This is a genomic window from Bacillus sp. MZGC1, from assembly GCF_002998605.1.
Classification (GTDB): domain Bacteria; phylum Bacillota; class Bacilli; order Bacillales; family Bacillaceae; genus Bacillus.
Genome location: NZ_PVRE01000002.1, coordinates 787,815 through 807,697 on the forward strand (window position 1 = coordinate 787,815; position 19,883 = coordinate 807,697).

General features: G+C 40.9%; 22 protein-coding genes. 15 read left to right on the forward strand and 7 right to left on the reverse strand.

Features of this window, described 5'->3' with window-relative positions:
• Positions 1-26 precede the first annotated feature (26 nt).
• Together mutS and mutL are read left to right on the forward strand one after the other, a co-directional pair.
• Entirely contained in the window at positions 27-2,603 is a 2,577-nt protein-coding gene (gene mutS / locus C6Y06_RS09165; RefSeq protein ID WP_106036804.1) for a DNA mismatch repair protein MutS, read from the forward strand.
• 20 nt (positions 2,604-2,623) lie between these two features.
• Positions 2,624-4,525 carry a DNA mismatch repair endonuclease MutL gene (gene mutL, locus C6Y06_RS09170; protein WP_106036805.1) on the forward strand — a complete coding sequence of 634 codons (1,902 nt, stop codon included), beginning with the start codon at positions 2,624-2,626 and terminating at the stop codon, positions 4,523-4,525.
• 208 nt (positions 4,526-4,733) lie between these two features.
• Here the strand turns inward: mutL and bslA are convergent, their stop codons facing one another.
• Positions 4,734-5,270, reverse strand: coding sequence for a biofilm surface layer hydrophobin BslA (gene bslA / locus C6Y06_RS09180; protein WP_060596340.1), 537 nt, complete (start codon positions 5,268-5,270; stop codon positions 4,734-4,736).
• Between the two features lie 125 nt (positions 5,271-5,395).
• Positions 5,396-5,794, reverse strand: coding sequence for a hypothetical protein (locus C6Y06_RS09185; RefSeq protein WP_034662180.1), 399 nt, complete (start codon positions 5,792-5,794; stop codon positions 5,396-5,398).
• 568 nt (positions 5,795-6,362) lie between these two features.
• On the opposite strand from C6Y06_RS09185, the gene C6Y06_RS09195 reads away from it, so the two are divergent.
• From C6Y06_RS09195 to C6Y06_RS09205, 3 genes are all read left to right on the forward strand, one after another.
• Positions 6,363-6,836 (forward strand): CarD family transcriptional regulator, encoded by a 474-nt coding sequence (locus C6Y06_RS09195; protein ID WP_034662177.1) that lies wholly within the window; start codon positions 6,363-6,365, stop codon positions 6,834-6,836.
• A 312-nt stretch (positions 6,837-7,148) separates the two neighbouring features.
• Positions 7,149-7,898, forward strand: coding sequence for a poly-gamma-glutamate hydrolase family protein (locus tag C6Y06_RS09200; RefSeq protein WP_034662173.1), 750 nt, complete (start codon positions 7,149-7,151; stop codon positions 7,896-7,898).
• 165 nt (positions 7,899-8,063) lie between these two features.
• Entirely contained in the window at positions 8,064-9,212 is a 1,149-nt protein-coding gene (locus C6Y06_RS09205) for a Rap family tetratricopeptide repeat protein (RefSeq protein ID WP_034666524.1), read from the forward strand.
• 90 nt (positions 9,213-9,302) lie between these two features.
• Here the strand turns inward: C6Y06_RS09205 and aprX are convergent, their stop codons facing one another.
• The gene (gene aprX, locus C6Y06_RS09210) at positions 9,303-10,628 is read right to left on the reverse strand and encodes a serine protease AprX (RefSeq protein WP_106036806.1); all 1,326 of its coding nucleotides are present in this window, start codon (positions 10,626-10,628) and stop codon (positions 9,303-9,305) included.
• Between the two features lie 585 nt (positions 10,629-11,213).
• Here aprX and C6Y06_RS09215 point away from each other — a divergent pair.
• Both C6Y06_RS09215 and C6Y06_RS09220 read left to right on the forward strand, forming a co-directional pair.
• Entirely contained in the window at positions 11,214-11,948 is a 735-nt protein-coding gene (locus tag C6Y06_RS09215; RefSeq protein ID WP_034662166.1) for a poly-gamma-glutamate hydrolase family protein, read from the forward strand.
• A gap of 77 nt (positions 11,949-12,025) precedes the next feature.
• Entirely contained in the window at positions 12,026-12,475 is a 450-nt protein-coding gene (locus C6Y06_RS09220) for an OsmC family protein (protein ID WP_034662163.1), read from the forward strand.
• Between the two features lie 47 nt (positions 12,476-12,522).
• Here C6Y06_RS09220 and erbB read toward each other — a convergent pair whose 3' ends face one another.
• From erbB to C6Y06_RS09240, 4 genes are all read right to left on the reverse strand, one after another.
• Entirely contained in the window at positions 12,523-12,891 is a 369-nt protein-coding gene (erbB, locus tag C6Y06_RS09225) for an SMR family multidrug efflux transporter EbrB (protein WP_034662159.1), read from the reverse strand.
• A 15-nt stretch (positions 12,892-12,906) separates the two neighbouring features.
• Complete coding sequence (gene erbA / locus C6Y06_RS09230; RefSeq protein ID WP_034662156.1) at positions 12,907-13,224, reverse strand: SMR family multidrug efflux transporter EbrA; 318 nt, start codon at positions 13,222-13,224, stop codon at positions 12,907-12,909.
• Entirely contained in the window at positions 13,224-13,769 is a 546-nt protein-coding gene (locus C6Y06_RS09235) for a TetR/AcrR family transcriptional regulator (protein WP_095285193.1), read from the reverse strand. The genes erbA and C6Y06_RS09235 overlap by 1 nt, the downstream gene beginning before the upstream one ends.
• A gap of 101 nt (positions 13,770-13,870) precedes the next feature.
• Positions 13,871-14,122: a hypothetical protein gene (locus C6Y06_RS09240; protein WP_012010040.1), complete on the reverse strand. Its 252-nt coding sequence runs from the start codon at positions 14,120-14,122 to the stop codon at positions 13,871-13,873.
• A 104-nt stretch (positions 14,123-14,226) separates the two neighbouring features.
• Here C6Y06_RS09240 and C6Y06_RS09245 point away from each other — a divergent pair, with 104 nt between their 5' ends.
• From C6Y06_RS09245 to C6Y06_RS09280, 8 genes are all read left to right on the forward strand, one after another.
• Positions 14,227-14,628: a YmaF family protein gene (locus C6Y06_RS09245; protein ID WP_095285194.1), complete on the forward strand. Its 402-nt coding sequence runs from the start codon at positions 14,227-14,229 to the stop codon at positions 14,626-14,628.
• A gap of 69 nt (positions 14,629-14,697) precedes the next feature.
• A complete protein-coding gene (gene miaA, locus C6Y06_RS09250) occupies positions 14,698-15,654 on the forward strand; it encodes a tRNA (adenosine(37)-N6)-dimethylallyltransferase MiaA (RefSeq protein ID WP_034662145.1) in 957 nt (318 codons plus the stop codon).
• A 25-nt stretch (positions 15,655-15,679) separates the two neighbouring features.
• Positions 15,680-15,901, forward strand: a complete 222-nt coding sequence (hfq, locus tag C6Y06_RS09255; RefSeq protein ID WP_003211269.1) for an RNA chaperone Hfq — start codon at positions 15,680-15,682, stop codon at positions 15,899-15,901.
• Between the two features lie 160 nt (positions 15,902-16,061).
• Complete coding sequence (locus tag C6Y06_RS09260; RefSeq protein WP_034662143.1) at positions 16,062-16,394, forward strand: YmzC family protein; 333 nt, start codon at positions 16,062-16,064, stop codon at positions 16,392-16,394.
• A gap of 79 nt (positions 16,395-16,473) precedes the next feature.
• Complete coding sequence (locus tag C6Y06_RS09265) at positions 16,474-16,686, forward strand: hypothetical protein (protein WP_003212415.1); 213 nt, start codon at positions 16,474-16,476, stop codon at positions 16,684-16,686.
• A gap of 265 nt (positions 16,687-16,951) precedes the next feature.
• Positions 16,952-17,344 carry a class Ib ribonucleoside-diphosphate reductase assembly flavoprotein NrdI gene (nrdI, locus tag C6Y06_RS09270; protein WP_008360380.1) on the forward strand — a complete coding sequence of 131 codons (393 nt, stop codon included), beginning with the start codon at positions 16,952-16,954 and terminating at the stop codon, positions 17,342-17,344.
• Entirely contained in the window at positions 17,304-19,406 is a 2,103-nt protein-coding gene (gene nrdE / locus C6Y06_RS09275) for a class 1b ribonucleoside-diphosphate reductase subunit alpha (RefSeq protein ID WP_034662140.1), read from the forward strand. Before nrdI ends, nrdE begins: the two co-directional genes overlap by 41 nt.
• 17 nt (positions 19,407-19,423) lie before the next feature.
• Positions 19,424-19,883, forward strand: a 460-nt coding sequence (locus C6Y06_RS09280) for a ribonucleotide-diphosphate reductase subunit beta (RefSeq protein ID WP_189288339.1), incomplete at its 3' end; no start/stop codon positions are given.

Genomic DNA, 19,883 nt, shown 5'->3' on the forward strand with positions numbered 1-19,883 from the left:
ATGTAATATAGTGAGGGATTAGAAATATGGCAAGTTATACGCCCATGATACAGCAATATTTAAAAATCAAGGCAGAGTATCAAGATGCCTTTTTATTTTTTCGCTTAGGCGATTTTTATGAAATGTTTTTTGATGACGCAAAAGAAGCGGCACAAGAATTGGAAATTACGTTAACAAGCAGAGATGGCGGGACAATACCAATGTGCGGTGTGCCTTATCATTCTGCTTCTGCATACATAGAACAATTGATTTCAAAAGGCTACAAGGTCGCGATTTGTGAGCAGGTGGAAGATCCTAAAACGGCAAAAGGTGTGGTCAAAAGAGAAGTCGTTCAACTCATTACACCAGGTACGGTGATGGATGGTAAAGGCTTAAGTGAAAACGAAAACAACTTCATTGCATCTGTTACAAGATTTGAAAATGGATACGGACTTGCACTTTCCGATTTATCTACAGGTGAAAATATGGCGGCTTTCATCGATCGATTAGATGAAGTCGTGTCTGAAATTTATTCTGTCGGTGCAAAAGAAATTGTGGTGTCAAAGCAGCTGGATGAGGAAACAGTCAAAACATTAAAGGAACGGTGCCAAGCGACCATTTCATACGAAGATAGTGATGAGTTAATCGATGAAGCTGAGCGACTCGTGTCCCGCCTGAGCGAGCAACTAAGATCGACCTTTTTGACATTATATGCTTATTTAAGAAGAACGCAAAAAAGAAGTCTCGATCACCTTCAGCAAGTGCAAGTGTTTGAGCTCGAACAAACAATGAAAATTGATCTTTACTCAAAACGAAATCTTGAATTAACAGAGACGATCCGCTCAAAAAGCAAGAAGGGCTCTTTATTATGGCTGCTAGATGAAACAAAAACAGCGATGGGCGGAAGGCTGCTCAAACAGTGGATCGACCGGCCGTTAATTCGTCTTTCGCAAATTAAGGAACGTCAGGAAATGGTGCAAATTCTCATGGATCATTTCTTTGAACGAGAGGATCTGCGTGAACGATTAAAGCAAGTATATGATCTTGAGCGTCTAGCGGGCCGCGTCGCATTTGGCAACGTAAATGCCCGTGATCTCATTCAGTTAAAAGAATCCTTAAAGCAAGTGCCAGCCATTAAAGAGCTTGTGCACTCACTGCCAGAGGAAATGGCGAAATCAAGAGCGAATGATATTGATCCTTGTGGTGACTTACTTGATTTATTAGAAGATGCGCTATATGAGAACCCGCCGATGACGTTAAAAGAAGGCAATTTGATTAAAGACGGCTACAATGCAAAATTAGATGAATACCGTGATGCCAGCCGAAATGGGAAGGACTGGATTGCACGGCTTGAACAGCAAGAAAGAGAATACACAGGCATTCGCTCCTTAAAAGTCGGGTTTAATAAAGTGTTCGGTTATTATATCGAAGTGACACGCGCGAATACGCATCTTCTGGAGGAAGGGCGTTATGAAAGAAAACAAACGCTTGCCAATGCAGAGAGGTATATTACACCTGAATTGAAAGAAAAAGAAGCGCTGATTCTTGAGGCAGAATCAAATATAAGCGAACTGGAATATGAACTATTCGCAGCTCTCAGGGAACAAGTGAAAGTCTATATTCCGAGATTACAGCTGCTCGCAAAACAAATGAGTGAGCTGGATGCCCTCCAATGTTTTGCGACTGTCAGTGAAAAGCGCCGTTATATCCGTCCGGAATTCTCAGAGGATGAGGTGGATGTCATAGATGGCCGTCACCCAGTCGTTGAAAAAGTGATGGATCATCAGGAGTATGTGCCAAATGACTGCCATATGGGAAATGGCCGGCAAACCTTACTCATTACTGGGCCGAATATGTCAGGGAAAAGTACGTATATGAGACAAATGGCGCTTATCTCAATTCTTGCGCAAATTGGCTGCTTTGTGCCGGCATCAAAGGCGACCCTTCCGATCTTTGATCAAATCTTTACACGCATTGGTGCGGCAGATGATTTGATTTCTGGTCAGAGTACTTTTATGGTAGAGATGCTTGAAGCAAAAAATGCGATGGTGCATGCAACGAAAAACAGCTTGATCTTATTTGATGAAATTGGACGCGGGACAAGCACTTATGATGGAATGGCTCTTGCGCAGGCAATCATTGAATTTGTTCACGATCATATTGGTGCCAAAACGCTATTTTCTACACATTACCATGAGCTTACAGTCCTTGAGTCTCAATTAAGCGAGCTGAAAAATGTCCATGTACGTGCTGAAGAGCATGAAGGCACGGTCGTTTTCTTACATCAAATCAAAGAGGGGGCAGCTGATAAAAGCTATGGTATTCATGTAGCGCAGCTTGCTGAATTGCCTGATGCCATCATCGATAGGGCCCAGACCATTTTGACGGAGCTTGAGAGCGGATCACATGAAGTGACCCCGCACGTATCTGCAGCCCCAAAAACAGAAAAGACCGAGGGAAAACAGCAGCTTTCTTTCTTTGAAGTAGAAGAAAAACCGCAAACTAAACCAGTTCTAAAACAGAAAGATCAAGCGGTGATCGAGGAATTAAAGTCATTCAACCTAATGGATATGACCCCGCTCGAAGCGATGACAAAGCTATATGAATTGCAAAAGAAATTATAATATAAGGTGAGGTGAGCAAAATGGCAAAGATTATTCAGTTATCCGATGACCTATCCAATAAAATTGCTGCAGGTGAAGTAGTCGAGCGTCCGGCTTCTGTAGTAAAGGAGCTTATGGAAAATGCAATCGATGCAAGCAGTACAGTGATTGAAATCGATGTAGAAGAAGCAGGTCTTTCCTCTATTAGAATGATTGATAATGGTGTTGGAATCGATGCTGAAGATTGTAAGCTCGCCTTTCAGCGCCATGCAACGAGTAAAATCAAAGATGAAAATGATCTGTTCCGTGTCAGAACGCTCGGGTTCAGGGGAGAGGCGCTGCCAAGTATCGCATCTGTCTCTCATCTAGAAATGAAAACAAGTACTGGTGAAGGAGCTGGAACGCACCTGGTACTGCAAGGCGGAAAGATCATTTCAGAGAAAAAAACCTCTGGCCGCCGCGGTACCGAGATTGTCGTTACCAACTTATTTTACAATACGCCTGCCCGTTTAAAATACATGAAAACCGTTCATACGGAGCTTGGCAATATATCGGATGTCGTCAATCGAATTGCGCTGGCTCACCCAGAAGTATCGATTCGCTTGCGACATCAAGGGAAAGTCCTGCTTCAGACGAATGGAAACGGGGATGTGCGGCATGTGCTTGCGGCCATTTACGGGACAGCTGTTGCGAAAAAAATGGTGCCGCTTCACGTGCAATCACTTGATTTTGAAGTGAAAGGATATATCTCCTTGCCAGAAGTGACAAGGGCATCACGGAATTATATGTCTTCTGTTGTAAACGGCAGATATGTTAAGCATTTTCCGCTCGTGAAAGCGGTCCATGAAGGGTATCATACCCTGCTGCCGATTGGCCGCCATCCGATTACATTTATTGAGATGAAGATGGACCCCATTTTAGTGGATGTGAACGTTCACCCTTCGAAGCTTGAAGTGAGACTAAGTAAAGAGCAGGAACTTCATGAGCTAATCAAACAAGGAATTAAGGAAGTATTTCAAAAGCAGCAGCTTATTCCAAGTGCTTCAGTGCCAAAGAAAGCACCAATGCCAGCAGTGAAAAATGAGCAGCAATCCTTAACCTTTGATGCGAAAAAAGTAAACACAAGCGAAACGGAAACGCCGCTACGCTATCAACCGGAGCCTCTCGAATCGGTTGTATACGAGACAAATCAGATGGGCACATACGGGACGCCTGCGCAGGAAATGACAGGGACGTCATCACCCGTATTTAATGAAGATGCTCCATCTGAGCGTGTTCATTTAGAGGAATCCGCTGCTTCTCTTGAATATGAAGAGTCAGTACTGAGAGAAGATGCAGCAGAAGCCATTTCAGAAAACGAACGTGTTCCTGTCATGTATCCCATCGGGCAAATGCACGGCACATATATTTTGGCTCAAAATGAACGAGGGCTTTATATTATCGATCAGCATGCGGCCCAGGAGCGAATCAAGTATGAGTATTATCGTGAGAAGGTAGGAGAGATCAAGCAGGAAGTGCAAGAAATGCTCGTCCCATTAACATTCCACTACTCGAAAAACGATATGCTGATTATTGAAGAGCATAAAGAGATACTAACGAAAGTGGGCGTCTTCTTAGAGCCTTTCGGTTCAGGAAGCTACATTGTTCGGTCGCATCCGCAGTGGTTTCCAAAAGGGGAAGAGGCTGAACTGATCGAAGAGATTATAGAGCAAGTGCTAAATGAGAAGCGTGTTGATATCAAAAAATTGAGAGAAGAAGCGGCGATCATGATGAGCTGTAAAGGTTCTATCAAAGCAAATCGCCATTTGCGTCATGATGAAATCAAAGCCTTATTAGATGAACTCCGGCAGACAAAGGACCCCTTCACTTGTCCGCACGGCCGGCCGATCATCATTCATCACTCGACATATGAAATGGAAAAAATGTTTAAACGGGTCATGTGATCAAATGAAAAAAAGACAAAGGGCTAAAATCATCTTGATTTTGGCCCTTTGTCTTCTTTTCAGCGTGATAGAAAACCTTTGCAGTCTAGGAAGGGCGAGCACCGGAACGGAGCGAATTGAACATTCGTGAGTAACGGAGCACAGACCTGACAAAGAATGCGAGGGTTTGTCTACACGCTGAAGCGCTCTTATTAGAGCGCTTTTTTATTTAGCATCCACAAGGATTTGGCGGTGTGACCACAACTGGTCGTGTTTGAATATCAAGGGTGTCCTCTGCATAAAATTTAGAACCAATGCTAAGCGCACGGTTTTCTGCGCGGAACGTATATGTACCTGCAGCAGGAAGTACTTTATGAGAAAGTTGTAATTTATATTGTGAGATTCCTAATAAATCGATTCTAGCTGGAATGCGGACAGTTTTTCCACTGTTCAAAATGTAGCTGTCTTTTAATGCTTTTCCATTGAAGATGTCTTTTGTTGTCGCTTGAAAGCCTGCAGGCAATGTGAACTCAATGGCACCGATACTTAAAATAGAATTTGGGCGGTATGTCAGCTCAATGTCAGAAAAAGACCATTCCTGCTTACTTGTACCTGTAATTTTTGCATAAAGTTCAGCTGGTCTTGCATTCGTTGATGCTTTGCCTTCCTCCGTTTTGACTCCTTCTGCGGATGCGGCAATCGGTACCGATAGTGCCATGACCAGTGTAAGCATTCCGATCATGATCATTGTCCATGTTTTTTTCATTTTTTCCTTCCCCCTTGTTGAATATAGGCAAATAATAGATGATTACACCCATTATTTACCTATAAGGTTACCATATTCCTATATGGTATTAAATGGTATATTGTACCCTTATTTTTTCACTTTGTTTAGTAATAACGGGGGAAAAACGCATTTGGTTGGTTCATTCCATAACCATGGCCTGTCATTTGCTGATTTGGCATCATCATATGCATATCTTGATATCCGTATGGATGATATGGCATCATTCCGTATCCACCATAGTGGCCAAGATGATGGTGATCTTTCATTGGAACATGTGAAAAGGCATCATGCTGATTTGGAAACGGCGAATAGGTTGAATGATGATGCGGATAGTGTCCGCTGTACATATCTTTTTTACCGGTATGATCATGCTTTGGCATATTCATAGGATCCTGCATGTTTGGCGCGACCACATGCTCATGATTGGCTGTATACACATTCTCAAATGTATGATAGGGGTTTTCTTGGTGATGATGATTCATTGGGCTATTCATATTGTTCATTTGATATCTCATCCTTTATGTCAGGTTGCCATATCCTATGAGCATGATCCGTTTCATGAGCCTATCCATATGAAAAAAACCGGCTTTTCAGCCGGGAAAACGAAAAGCAGGTGAAAGCGTCAATTGCTAATATGAGAAGCCATGTCTTCTTCTACGACGCTTCTTACAGCTGCTGCAGACACTTTTAGGACAGTAATAGGGATCGTAGCTTCTAGAAGTATCCCAGAAATCGCTCTCAAACCATTTATCTTTTTTATGATGAAACTTTTTTTCTTTACATGGATCCTCATGGCAATGATCGTCATGCTTTTTATAACAGTTTGAGTGGGAATGTTTGCACTTGCATTTGCACATTGTCATCCCTCCTAAATGTGACTCAATGCTAGTATATGCAAGAATAAGACAAGGGGACTGGATAATGGCGCTTTTTTTGTAAAAAAAGGCTTTTTCTGAAAAACTCAAATAAAAAGAATTGACTAGTGCTAAAATAACATGATAGAATATAAATTTTTATCCACCGATGAAATGTGTTATAATCATAATGTGAATACTTTCGGAGGTGGCGGATTTGTTTCAAATAGGTGATAAAATTGTTTATCCTATGCATGGTGCCGGTGTGATTGAAGGAATGGAAGAAAAAGAGATTTTAGGTAAGACGGAGGAATATTTTCTGATTCAAATGCCGAATATGCAGATGATGATCCCAAGAGGCAGAATCAATCAACTAGGTATACGTCCGGTAGCAGATCAAGCAACGCTGAAAGTTGTGATGAACAATTTTGCAGAAGAAACAAACGACGACACGCTTACTTGGAAGCAAAGATATGATGAAAATCTGAAAAAGCTAAAAACAGGTGCGATCGAAGATGGTGCAGACGTTGTCAAAGATCTGATGAGACGCAATCAGAAGAAAGCATTAAATTCAAGTGAAAAGAAGATGCTTGAAGATGCACGAGGCATGTTAGTGAGTGAGATTTCTCTTGCACAAGGACTGTCGCAAGATGAAGTCCTTTCAGCTTTAGAGAATGAACTAAGAGTTTAATGATGGATATACAGTAATTGGCTGTAAACAGAAGGGCATACCTTTTGTTTACGGCTTTTTTTGTTTGAAATCAGAAGAATATGTCCATTTTTGTAGGTGATTTTAACTAAAGCTAAAATAAGGTCATACGATGCAGTTTTTATTCAAGCAACGAATGATTCAAAGAAGTCAGAAATACCTAGGGCAGCATAAAAAACAGGTAAGTTCTCCTGATTCGTTCAAATGAGCCGGACAACCTTTGAATTCTGTTAGCCATTGATAGTAAAATAATGCGATAAGATGACACCTAAGAGAATGAAAAGGAGCGGTGAAATGAAAAGGCTACTGATATGTGGATTCATCTTTCTGATCCTGTGTGCTCTTTTAATGGTGAAATGCAGCCATTCTGTTCAAGAAAAAAAAGAGCAAAAGCAATATCAAGAAGAGGTAGAAAAGTATCAAAAAGAGCGAAAAAAAGGGGATCAATATGAAAGCTTTAAACAGCTTATCCGACATGAAAGAGAAGGCTATGAAATAGAATTTCACGAAAAGGGTGGAAGTGATTTACTCGTCTTTTCTCCTCATGGAGGGGAAATTGAACCAGGAACAAGTGAAATTGTAGAAGCATTTCAAGAAAAGTACTCTACGTATTTGTTTGAAGGAACAAAACAAGACAATAATCGTGATTTGCATATTACAAGCACCAAGTTTGATGAACCGATATTGGTTCAAATGATTAAAACGTATCCCTTCTCCATTTCCATCCACGGCTATAAAAGTGATAAAAGACACACGCTAGTTGGTGGGACAAACGAAAAAATGCAAAGAGCAGTTGTACGAGAATTAAAGGATCGAGGATTTTCTGCAGAAATGGTGCAAGAAGGCGAACGGCTTTCAGGAACAGATCCCAAAAATATTAATAATCGAAATGCGAGTGGTGAAAGTGTTCAGCTAGAAATTAGTACGGCGCAGAGGGAAGCCTTTTTTGACAATTTTGATACGAGAAAAGGAAAGAAAAAAGCATTCAGACGTTATATCAGTGCTTTAAAAGAAGTATTAAGAGAATTTGACCCATCTTCGTAGAAAAACCGTTTTGATGGGCAAAATTACTCCATTTAAACTTGGTAAAAAAGATAGAAATATGCGAAATGAACATAAATTATGTAATAACTTACAATTTGCCTTAAAAACATAAATTATGTAAAATAATAGTTATCAGTTTGATATGATAGAATGGGGCTGAAGTGGATGGCACACAAAATACCATCTTCCGAAGTAGGTGTAAAGATCAATCAATGGTACACGCATATTTGCAAATTTGAAGTCGAACAAGCAAACGATATGAAGCGCCTTGTTGAAGAAGAAATTCATGAGATGGAAGAGGATCAAGATTTACTTCTATATTATTCTCTAATGGATTTTCGCCATCAAATGATGCTTCAGCATTTAACGCCAGTCCATGCAGGGAGTGAAACGCTTCAAGCCGTGTCTTTTCCGAAAGAAATGGAAGATGGAGAAGATGAGATGACAGGCTTGCTCGGCTATTACTTTCATTTTTTCCATGGAATGTATGCGTTTATCCAGCGCCGGTATATCGAGGCTATTTCCTATTACAAGCATGCGGAACATCAACTGATCTTAGTGACAGATGAGATTGAAAAAGCGGAATTTTACTATAAAATCGCTGAAGTATACTATCATATGAAACAAACTTATTTCTCCATGCATTATGCTAAAAAGGCGAGAGACATTTATAAGAAACATCAGCTTTATGGAAAAAGAAGCATTCAATGTGATTTTGTCATGGCAGGTAATTGGATTGATGTGAGTCAGCACCAAAAAGCGCTTCCTTATTTAGAAAAAGCGTTAAAGGTCTGTGAAGCGATGGAACGGCAAGAATGCACATCTTATTTTAAAGCGATGGCTCTTAATAACTTAGGTGCTTGTCATTATAGTATGGGAACGTATCATACAGCGACTGTCTTTTTTGAACAAGCCATTTCCCTTTATCAAAAAGATCAAGCATCCACGATGATCAAATCATTATTTTCACTTGCCCTTACTTGTTTTAAACTCGGAGATATCCAGCGGGCGGGCGAGGCTATACGTAAAGGAATGAAAGAGGCTTGTTTATTGGAAGATGAAATTTATCAGTTGAAATTCCAATTTTTGCAGGCGCTTTATATAGAAAAAGACAGCTGTGAGCAATTAAGGTCGGCCCTTTTTGGTCTGCGAAGCAAAAAAATGTTTGCTGATTTAGAGGAATTAGCACTTGATGCGGCTAATTATTATAAGGAACGCGACATGTACAAGGAATCTTCCACTTTTTTTGAGATTGTGATCGAAGCGCGTACGCACATTCAAAAAGGAGATGAGATGTATGAGAACGAAGCATAACATGTCAGCTGCTCAAGTAGATGAAAGACTTCACACGTAATAACAGACAAACAACACCCTTTACGAATCAACGTAAAGGGCTTTTTTAATTTATTCTTTGATGGCCTTTTCTGCGTCAATGGCACCTGCTCCGTAAATCATCGGGTCATCTCCAGACCACTTGCTTGTATTTTCTTTTAACAGGGTTTTGACATCATCGGGCGTTAAATCTGGTGAATGCTCTAAAAGAAGAGCGCAAATACCAGCACAAATCGGTGTTGCCATAGATGTGCCAGATAACGTCGTGTAATCGTCATCGACTCTGCTTGATTTATCGAGTTTATCTAGAAAGGACCTTGGTGATCTGAGAGAGACGATGTTTACTCCTGGTGCGAGAATATCAGGCTTTGTTTCACCATAAACAGTAGGGCCTCTGCTCGAAAATGGTGCCACGATATCATCGTTTGATTCTGGTGTATTTCGGTCATCAAAAGCGCCAACCGTAATAACTTTTTGACTGACGGCAGGGCTCGCAATCGTTTGGCTGTTAGGACCAGAGTTTCCGGCAGCGACGCATACAACAATGCCTTGATCCCAAGCAGCATTGACAGCGCGTACCATCGGATCGTCTTGTTCGTCATCATAACGCTGGGCATCTCCGCCTAGTGACATACTCATAATATGAATCGGATCATCAGGATGATCTTCATTGAACTGGATGCACCATTCAACCCCTTCTATAATAGTAGAAAGTGATCCAGCCCCTTGTTTATTTAACACTTTCACGCCAATTAAATTAGCTTTTGGAGCAGGTCCTTTGTACAAGCCATCTGAGGCAGCTCCGTCTCCAGCTACATCTCCAGCGCAGTGAGTGCCATGCCCGTTATCATCATAAGGCTTTGTTTTTTGCTTGACTAAATCCACAAAATCGCGAATTCTTCCTTCTAGATCTTCATGCGGATAAATCCCTGTGTCAATGACAGCGACCGTAATACCTTCCCCTGTTAAGGTTGTACCGTTTCGGATGACTTCATCAGTATGACTTGCTTGTGTGGCCACATCCAGAAGTGCATGAACTTTCCGGTCTAAATAAATTTTACGAATATGCTCACCATTCGCTAACAGCTCCTCTAAAGCAGCCGGTGTTAGGTCAGCAGCGCAGCAGTCGATATGTGAAAAGTGCCGTTTAATTTTTGTTTTTCTACTTTTTTTCATGAACTGTTTTGCGCTTTGAATACCTGCTTCGACCGCACCTTCCTTAAATTCAATGATCACACGAAGCTTCTTTCTCTTCTTTAATCTTCCTTCAAAGAAACGATGAAGAAAGCATGGCGTCCATTTAAAAGGTTTATAAAGGTGAAGGACGGTTTCTCTTAAAGGCTGATCCAGTTTACTAGCTTGTGTTCTGACCATTTGCACCATAGAAAATCCAAACATGTAATGCCCTCCATTCTAGCTATCCATTCTTGTACACTATTACGTTATGAGAATGAGAGCTGCTTGGTTCGGATTCATGCCCCTCCTTTTCTTCATATTGGCGGCTGACTGATTTCTCTTTAAAAAGAAAAGCGCTTACATTTTGTAAAATAATAGAAAAAGGTGAAAAACATGTAGAATCTGCCGATGATAGGTGGGAGAGTTCTTCAAAGAGAACCGGTGAAACAATCGATTTTGCAGAAAAAAGGGGGGGGATAAACAGGGTCAATGCTCATACAAATGTGACTTGTCACAGAGGAAAAAAATCAAATCCATATAAATACAAGCCGAATTAAAGAAAACAGACTGGATAGAACTAGGCCATTTTAAACATAACTTCATTTGTCTGTCATACTATTCTAACTCTGTTTTCAAAGAGGAGAGGCGTTTCTGTGTATATAAATGCAATTATCTTATTTTTGAGGAATCTCATGATCTAGAGTGTTATGATCAAATTTGAAGAGAAAAAGTGGAAAAAATGAAAAGAAATGATGATTCAATATAAATCATAGAAACGGCTTAGAAATCTGTTAAAGGAGAACGGGAATGAAGAAGTTTTTTGCTTTGCTTCTCCTGCTTGCGATCGGATGGGGCGTTTATTATACAATGCAAGCACAGGAACATGATGAGCCAGTGTCATCAGGTGGGGAAGACGAAAGCGGTTCAAATGATATTTATCGCAATTTTAAAGAACTGGAAGAAAACGAATCAACAAGCAGCTATCAGATTACAGCCAACCCAGTGCCTGGAAGCCGTCTTCTAGTGATGTCACCCCATGGCGGGAGGATTGAAGGCGGCGTGAGCGAGATCGTCCATTTTTTCGATAATGATTTCTCTACGTATTTGTTTGAAGGCTTAAGAGAGAATGCGTCAGAACTTCATATTACAAGCACAAACTTTGATGAGCCAGTCGGCGTCGCGCAGGCAAAAGCACACGATTATATCTTAGCAGTTCATGGATACAAAGGTGAGGAAGGAATTGACCATACTCTCGTTGGCGGAACAGATTACGACCGTGCAGAAAAAATTGTGAACTCATTAGAGCGGAACGGATTTTCTGCTGAACTGGCTGTCGCACACGCAACCCTGAGCGGAACAAGCAATCATAATATTAATAATCTTACAAAAACAGGGCAAAGTGTACAGCTAGAGATTAGTAGAAGTCAGCGTGAAGCTTTATTTGACAGTTTTGACTTTCGGCGGCGGTCGAGTACAAAAAACGAGACGTTCTACCGGTATGTCAGGGCGATTCGGACAGTGCTGGATGAGGAATATACATAAAGATGGTGCACATGTTAAGACAAGCAGCGTGAATTCTTGTTACACTATAAAAAGTGATAATAAAAGGAGAGACGAATATGGCGCGTCATCATTTTCATCTTCAGGCGAGCTGGCCTGGTCTGCGTAACGATGTGGGTACAATCTCATGTGAACAGTTAAAAACGAAGATTTCAATTCCAAAAGAAATGGACGGTCCCGGCATTGGAACAAATCCAGATGAGATGCTCTTAGGTGCAGCGGCTACGTGTTATATTATTACACTTGCCGCTATGATGGAGCGGAGCCAATTAGAGAAAGAGGATCTAACGATGAGTTCTGAGGCTGTCGTAGATGTGACCAATGGTGTGTTTACATATGAAAAAATCATTCACCGGCCTGTCATCATCCTCAAACAATCCGCTTCCCCGCAAGATATTGAGCTGGCCCGCAAGCTCGCGCATAAAGCCGAAAGCTCATGTATGATCTCAAGAGCTGTTCAAGGAAATGTGGCCATTTCCTTAGAAGAAACCATTCAAGTTGGCGGGTAAAAACAAAAAAGTCATTTTCTCTTATTAAATGGAGAAAATGACTTTTTTTATGACGTCCATTCGGTTTGATCGATTTGTTCTTTGTTTTCTTCCTTTTGTTTTTTGGACAGGTTCAAGACAATCACGCCGCATATCACAAGTGCAAGGCCGATGAAGCCTTTTATGTGAATGGTTTCGTTAAACAGCACGAGTCCGATAAGAGCAGTGAGTGCTGTTCCAACGCCAGACCATGTCGCATAAGCAGACGAAAGGTCAATGGTTTTAAGTGCCAAACTGAGGAAGGTAAAGGCGCAGCCAAATCCGATCAGGACCCCAATACTCGGCAGCAGTTGCGAAAAACCTTGTGAAAGCTTCAGCATCGTACTGCCAAAAACCTCCGTCAAAATGGCTCCTGTTAAATAGAGCATTCCTTTCATGATCTCTCACATCCTTTATGACATATTTAAAAGTACGACTCCTGAGACAAGCATCGCCATCCCAATGACTGCTTTTTGGTTCAAGGTTTCTTTGAAAAAAAGCACGCCAAAAATAGCCGTGAGGATTGTACCAACCCCAGACCATGTTGCATAAGACATGCTAAGCGGAATGATATTCAGAGTCAATGACAGCATATAAAAGGCAAGTGTATACCCAGCAACAACGACAGCGCTCGGCTTAAAGCGAGTAAAGCCGTTGGAGAATTTTAACATCACGGCGCCAATCGCTTCTGAAAAAATCGCCACAGCTAGAAAAAGATATCCGAGGATCATTATGATCCCTCCTCTAATAGGTGTAAAATCCGATGAAGTAAAAGGGTTTTTTCCTCTCGGTTCAGCGGTTCAAGCTGAAACATTTCTGAAAACCATATTCCATCACAAGCAAGACGAATCAGCTGGCTCAATGTTGGGTCATTGATTTCATCAGCTGCTTTCGCTTTGAACTCTGCATAAAAATCACGCCAAGGGTTCAATAACACTTCATCAAATGACATAGTAGCAAGCATACTTGTACATAGCTGAGTCGTATTTTGATGATCAAGATCATGTAATGTGGCCGATATATATGCACGGACATAAGGCGCTTTTTCATGCTTGTAAGTTTCTTGATACGTTTCGAGCTGCTGACGAAAGCAAAGAATCGCATGCTCATTCATTTTTTGGATGAGCTCTTCCTTGCTTGCGAAATGATAAAGCAGGCCGGCTTTGGTCATATGTGCATGCTCTGCCACTTGCTGAAGGGTAAGCTGGCTTAATCCTTCTTCTAAGATCGTGCGGGCAGCTGCATCAAAGATTTGCTCTTTTTTGGTTTTAGACATAAAAAAAACACCTACTTTACTGAACGGTCGGTAAAGTAAATGTTAACCCATCAAAAACGAGTGTGTCAATCGATTCATTTGATTTCGCTAAATCGTCATATTTAATAATAAGGGTATGGTCCATATGGCGGGTACGGAGGCGGATAAGGGTACCCATAGCCATAGCCTGGCGCAAGCAGAGACCCAGCAAGCAGACCTCCAGCAAAACCACCTAAAAATGGAGGTCCGAAGAATCCGGGTCTACCATAACCGAATCCAGGTCTCCCAAACCCAAAACCCGGGCGTCCAAAGCCAAAACCAAAAGGTCTTCTCATGTCTTCTTGCATAAATGGCGGTGCATCAAAATAATTCATAAAAAAAGGCTCCTCTCACATAAAATCACTGTAACTGACATCAGTGTATTCGATTGGCCTATATGTGTTTGGGTGAACGCCTATTATAAGGAGGAATGTAAAAAATGGGCCTGTATCCATCTGATTGGGCAAAATGCCCGCCGCATGCTCATGCCTATAAAGCACGAACGGATGTAACAGAAGAGCATTATCATTTAATAGAAGGCATTTCTCAGCCTGTCAATGGAAGTAATACCGATCAGCATACTCATTTCTATCGCGGGATCACCTCTTTTGAGAGAGGGCATTTCCACAGATACTACGGCGTCACAGGGCCGGCAATTCCAAGATTGGATGGTACGCACTATCACGAGATTGAGGAAGTCACGTTTTCTGCCTATAACGATTCTGTCCCCATTCCGTACGGAGGAGTTGTCTATAGTCCGGACGAGGAGCGGCCGACGCATACGCACCGATTAAAAGGGAAGACATATGAAGTGGTCGGAAATGAACCACTCGGCTGGTGATAGGCCGTATATAGGAGAGAAAGAGAAGTTATGCTATACTGTAGGCAGTTTGTAAAAGAGAGTGATGTTATGAAAAAAACGAAACAACCAGTGATTGTATTAGTAGGACCGACGGCTGTCGGGAAAACAAAACTGAGCATTCATATAGCAAAAGCATTTAATGGAGAAATTATCAGTGGTGATTCTATGCAGATTTATAAAGGAATGGACATTGGAACAGCTAAAATCACCCCTGAAGAAATGGATGGTGTCCCGCATCACTTAATTGATATTAAAGAGCCGGACGAATCCTTTTCTACAGCTGAATTTCAGCAGCTGGTCCGTGTGAAAATCAAAGAGATTGCCGCTAGAGGGAAAACACCAATGATCGTCGGCGGAACAGGTTTGTATATCCAATCTGTTTTATATGATTACACATTTACCGATGAGAAAAGTGATCCTGCTTTTAGAGAAGAAATGGCGCTGTTTGAACAGCAGCATGGCCCCCTTCAGCTGCACGAAAAGCTAAAGGCATTAGACCCTGATGCTGCAAAAGCCATTCATCCGAATAATGTCCGCCGCGTGATCCGGGCGCTGGAAGTGATCCATACAACAGGTCAGAAAATGTCGGAGATGCAAAGTGGTCATCAAGAAGTTCCTCTTTATGATACAGCCTTCATTGGGCTGAAAATGGATCGAGAGCTTTTGTACGAGCGCATTCACCAAAGAATTGATATGATGATAGATGAAGGCTTAATTGAGGAAGTGAGCGCACTTTATCAATCTGGCTTGAAGGATTGTCAATCGGTTCAAGCGATTGGTTATAAAGAGCTGTATGCGTATTTTCAAGGTGACTGCTCACTTGATGAAGCTATCCAGCAATTAAAGCAAAATTCCCGCAGATATGCGAAGCGTCAGTTCACGTGGTTCCGTAATAAAATGGATGTCACTTGGTTCGACATGACACCGCCTTGCCACTTTTCAGACAAAAAAGAGGAAATTTTCGCATATATAGCAGGAAAGCTTGGACTTAAAGCGAAACTGTAGTTATCAGAATCAAGGAGGACGAAACATGAAACCGATTAATATTCAGGACCAATTTTTGAATCAAATTCGTAAAGACAATACCTTTGTCACAGTATTCTTACTGAATGGCTTTCAGCTTCGCGGTCAAGTGAAAGGATTTGACAATTTCACGGTGCTGCTTGAAACAGAAGGGAAGCAGCAGCTTATTTATAAACACGCCATTTCTACATTTGCACCTCAAAAGAATGTGAATCTAGAATTAGAATAGGATAGTTCCACCTAATAGCCCCATGCATCTGCGAATAAACCTGCCGGAACCCGCTACGTTTTTTGTCAGTGCAGAGGGGCTATTTTGCATGCCATGAAACTTTTCTGCCTATTCTGCGTATAATCCCTTATTGGATATGGAGAAAGGTGAGGGAAGCGATATGGAAAACGCAGAGCTTGAATTAAGAAGGATTAGGGTGATCCTTCTACTAATTGGGATTGTTGTCTTATTTGGATCGTGCGCCATTTCAAACATTGAATCCAGGCAGGAAAGCTGGCATAACTATTCTAATCAAGATGATCATGGACATATAGAAGGTCTTTTACAATCAGCTGTTGCTCTAAAAAATAATCACTTTGCTGTTGTGAAAGATGATGAAGTACATGTGTACCGGTTTGACGAAAAAGAGGGAGAACTGACTCTTATTAAAACAAAATACATAGATGAGTGGGACGAAGATTATGATGATGATGACGATTCTGTAGAAGAGTAAGCACGTGAATTTACAAATGAATGTGAAGTCGCTACACTATAATCATGCATCAGACATCTAGACAGAAAAGGATGAGTTCATGACACACAAAATTAAAATTAATCACTGGGAACAAACTTGTGAAGACGACTCCTGTTTCGAATATGGAACAAGCGTTTCTGTAAATGGGAAAGAATTAGTCAGAGAAGCTTCAATCGTCTCTGCGCTTGAAGCGGTGCTAAAAGAATTAGGTGTTGAAGTGGAAATTACAGAAGTGTCAGAAGATTTACAGTGCGATGCCTACAAAAAATAAAACAAAAAGTCTAGTCTACTAAGCGATTTTTTTTCGTGTTATGATAGATTTCGGTTTCAGTTGAATAGGGAGTAGAGCAGTCTATTTTTAGATCCTGTTCTGCTCTATTTATTTGAACGTACGAGTTCGGCTATGAATGTTCGGCCGGGTTGGTTGATTTTTTTCGTTTCGAACATCTATATGTTGTGTTTTGAAAAAACATAGTATACTATATATAGTGAATAACGAAATGATCAACAATACTAAAAACTAGGTCGTGATGGAATTGATTCAAATCGTATTTGATTCAAAAACAGGAAATGTTCAACGCTTTTTGGACAAGACCCCTTTTACAGACAAACGAAAATTGACTGGAGAAGAGTTTTTGGATACGCCGTTTATTCTCGTCACCTTTACGACAGGATTTGGACAAGTCCCTAGTACCACTCAATCCTTTTTAGAGAAAAATGCCCACCTTTTACTAGGTGTTGCGGTGAGTGGAAACAAAGTGTGGGGAGATAATTTTGCCAAAAGCGCCGATACGATTTCTAAACAATATCAAGTTCCTATTTTGCACACCTTTGAACTAAGCGGAACAAAAAGGGATGTTGAATTGTTTACACAGGAGGTAGAAAGAATTGTCACAAAATCAGGTTCCAAAGTGGATACAATTAAATAACGAGATTATGATTCAAAAAGAAGGAAAGTTTCAGTTTGATAAGGACAAAGAAGCTGTACATAGTTATTTCGTAGATTATATTAATCAAAACACGGTCTTCTTTCACAACTTAGAAGAGAAGATTGATTACTTAATAGAAAACGACTACTATGAGGAAGAATTTTTAAGACAATACAGCATGGCAGATATTAAAGAAGTATTCGAAGCTGCATATGCGAAGAAATTTAGATTCCCATCATTCATGAGTGCGTTTAAGTTTTACAACGACTATGCACTGAAAACAAATGATAAAAAGAAAATCCTTGAACGCTATGAAGACCGCATTTCAGTTGTAGCGCTTTTCTTTGCGGGCGGAGATAAAGAAAAAGCCCTTGAGTTTGTAGAACTGATGATCAATCAGGAGTACCAGCCAAGTACACCAACATTCTTAAACGCTGGACGTAAAAGACGCGGTGAGCTTGTGAGCTGTTTCTTGCTTGAAGTGAATGACTCATTAAACGATATTTCAAGAGCGATTGATATTTCAATGCAGCTTTCAAAACTAGGCGGCGGCGTCAGTTTGAACCTGTCAAAACTTCGTGCAAAAGGCGAAGCAATCAAAGATGTTGAAAACGCGACAAAAGGTGTCGTCGGCGTGATGAAGCTTCTTGATAATGCATTCAGATATGCAGATCAAATGGGACAAAGACAAGGATCAGGCAGTGCCTACCTCAATATTTTCCACAGAGATATCAATGATTTCTTAGATACAAAAAAAATCTCTGCTGATGAAGATGTTCGTGTGAAAACATTGTCCATCGGTGTTGTCATCCCGGACAAATTTATCGAGCTGGCAAGAGAAGATAAAACAGCTTACACCTTCTATCCACACACAGTCTATAAAGAATATGGACAGCATCTTGATGAGATGGACATGGAAGAAATGTATGATGAGCTTGTAGAAAACCCGAAAGTCAAAAAAGAAAAAGTCAATCCGAGAAAGCTTCTTGAAAAATTGGCTGTTCTTCGCTCAGAATCAGGCTATCCATATATCATGTTCCAAGATAATGTGAATAGAGAGCATGCATTAAACCATATTTCACGAGTGAAATTCTCAAACCTATGCTCAGAAGTGCTTCAGGCTTCAGAGGTCTCTTCTTACACGGACTATGATCAAGAAGATGAAATCGGTCTTGATATTTCTTGTAATCTTGGTTCATTAAATATCATGAATGTCATGAAAAACAAATCGATCGAAAAAACGGTCAAACTTGCAACAGACTCACTAACACTTGTGTCTGAAACAACAGACATTCGCAATGCACCGGCTGTTCGAAAAGCGAACAAAGCGATGAAATCAATCGGACTTGGCGCGATGAACCTTCACGGGTATTTGGCTCAAAACCAAATTGCCTATGAAAGTGAAGAAGCAAGAGATTTCGCGAATACTTTCTTTATGATGGTGAACTATTATTCAATTAAACGCTCAAGTGAGCTTGCAAAAGAAAAAGGAGAAACATTCCATCGTTATGAAGGCTCTGGCTATGCAACGGGTGAGTACTTCAATAAATACGTGGAGAATGATTTCACACCAAAAACAGAAAAAGCAGCAGCACTATTTGAAGGCATGCACATTCCAACAAAAGAAGACTGGGCAGCACTCAAAGACTTTGTAGCGGAAAATGGCATGTACCATAGCTACCGCTTATGTATTGCACCAACAGGTTCCATTTCTTATGTGCAATCGGCCACAGCCTCTGTTATGCCAATTATGGAACGTATCGAAGAAAGAACATACGGCAACAGCAAAACCTATTACCCGATGCCAGGTCTTTCAGCGCAGAACTGGTTCTTCTATAAAGAAGCGTACGATATGGACATGTTTAAAGTGGTCGATATGATCGCAACGATTCAGCAGCACGTCGATCAAGGAATCAGCTTTACACTATTCCTGAAAGATACGATGACAACGCGTGACTTAAACCGCATCGATCTGTATGCACACCATAAAGGCATTAAGACACTTTATTATGCAAGAACGAAGGATACAGGGCAGGAAGGCTGTCTTTCTTGTGTTGTTTGATTAAAGGAGAGTTTAACGTGACAAAAATTTATGATGCAGCCAACTGGTCAAAACACGAAGACGATTTTACACAAATGTTTTACAACCAAAATGTGAAGCAGTTCTGGCTTCCTGAAGAGATTTCCTTAAACGGGGATCTCTTAACATGGAAATATTTAGGTGAAAAAGAGCGAGATACGTACATGAAGGTACTTGCTGGCCTGACTTTACTTGATACAGAACAAGGAAATACAGGGATGCCGATTGTGGCTGAACATGTAGACGGCCATCAGCGTAAAGCGGTATTAAACTTTATGGCGATGATGGAAAATGCGGTACATGCAAAATCATACTCAAATATCTTCATGACCCTCGCACCAACTGAAACGATCAGTGAAGTGTTTGAATGGGTCAAGAAAAATAAATTCTTGCAAAAGAAAGCAGATATGATTGTCAGTTTATACCGTTCGATTCAAAAGGACGATCCGATTTCCCTCT